We start from the raw sequence: 1,520 nt of genomic DNA, 5'->3' as shown, positions 1-1,520 counted from the left end.
AATATGTAGAAATCCAGACAAACAAGTAACCGGTAACCGGACTAAGGATGATTGCAATCAGCAAAATAGCGGACAGGCTCAAGGTATCCCCTGTAGAGTTAACATAGGAATTATCCAGATTCATGGCCAGGCCTAACAGCAATATCAATAAAACAGGACTTTTTTGACTGTCTAAAATCCAGCGGCTGTCTTTCTGGGGTTTACCCAAATGGACAACCATGGCGTTTTGTATTTTTTAATCAAAGACACAAACGTTTCGAAGACGGTTAATTTTATAAGATATTACGGGATAAAAAGTGATTTTTCCCCTTTCCTCTTTGATTTATTAAAAATAAAAGAGCCTGTCAGTGACAGGCTCCCAGCACAGGAGTTTTTCTGTGTCTATTTCAGGGGGTGCACATCAAAAACTAAAAGGATGCTTTTAATTATTTTTGATTAACTTGTTTACCGGCAGAGAAGGTTTTGGTAGTACTTGCAAGTTTCTGGATGTTTCTTCCTTTAATTTCTTGATCGTAGTAAACAATTTGTCAGGAATCAAACTCTGCACATCTTCCAATTCACAACCAAGACTCACAATATCAATCACACGTTGATCGATTCCCAGTTCTTCCAATTTTTCAACTGAATATGGATTGAAAAGATATCCTTCCGCTTCTTCTATTGTCATTATTTTTTCTTCCAACGCCTCAAGTATTCCTAATTGAACAATTGATAAAAAATGTTCAATTTCTTCTTTTCCTTCTACCAGAATCTTTAATTCCATATAACCCCACCTTATTATCTGTTACTCCAACCAGATTTTACTTTAACATCAAAAACTTTCCCTGATGAACTCTGAAAGTAATGCACAGATATTTTTTTTCCTTCAGCATTATAACCATCTTTATATACTTTGTACCATTTACCTGATTCTACTTTTCTTAGTTTATCTAATACATCCTTGTTTTTTACATTGACTTTCCTGGTACCATTTTGTACTGTCTTAAAACCCTTAGGATATTTAGGAGCATCTTTTATTGAATTATAGACATGTTTTAATTCACCCCCACTCCTGTTTGTTCCTTCAATCCGATTCACCTCAGGTCTCCGGGGAATGTCCGGGGGTCCGCCGGCAGGCTGCAGTCTGGGGCCGAATCCGAATCGTTCTGCCAGATCATCGATATGGACATCGAATCTCTTCAAGAATTTCTTTCCACCATTAAAAAGTCCTTTCAGAGCAACACCTAGTTTTTTACCCGGGCCGGAGGTGATCCCTATGACTGTGATTACTTTATCGACAGGGTCCAGTTTGTCTCCGGAAATCGAGTCTTTCCCGGAAGTTAAATCGATATAATTTTTGATATTTGAAATAACCGGAATACAGTCGACAACAGCACTTAACGTTCGGTCTGCATCTTTTTTTCTTTCACCTTTCAAGGGGTCGCCAGTATATAAATCATACCCCAACAAACTTTCGACTGATTTTTTGACGAAACCATCCAATAACTCGTTATTCGCCTACTCGCTTAATTTCTCCAACT

The 1,520-nt window shown here is 37.8% G+C and carries 3 protein-coding genes; all 3 read right to left on the bottom strand.

Annotated elements, in window-relative coordinates; genetic code table 11:
- Positions 1 to 208 (bottom strand): hypothetical protein (locus H2C83_RS17245; protein ID WP_181742399.1); only part of this gene is annotated, 208 nt, incomplete at its 3' end.
- A gap of 213 nt (positions 209 to 421) precedes the next feature.
- On the bottom strand, positions 422 to 763 hold the full coding sequence (locus tag H2C83_RS17240; RefSeq protein WP_181742398.1) for a DUF3969 family protein: 342 nt from the start codon (positions 761 to 763) through the stop codon (positions 422 to 424).
- Positions 764 to 777: 14 nt separating this feature from the next.
- A complete protein-coding gene (locus H2C83_RS17235; RefSeq protein ID WP_181742397.1) occupies positions 778 to 1,482 on the bottom strand; it encodes a pre-toxin TG domain-containing protein in 705 nt (234 codons plus the stop codon).
- Positions 1,483 to 1,520: the final 38 nt, after the last annotated feature.

Origin of the sequence: Thermoactinomyces mirandus (assembly GCF_013868055.1) — a bacterium.
In the GTDB taxonomy this organism is placed as follows: domain Bacteria; phylum Bacillota; class Bacilli; order Thermoactinomycetales; family Thermoactinomycetaceae; genus Thermoactinomyces; species Thermoactinomyces mirandus.
Note: the sequence above shows the minus strand (reverse complement) of the source record. Positions and strands in the feature narration are given on the sequence as shown.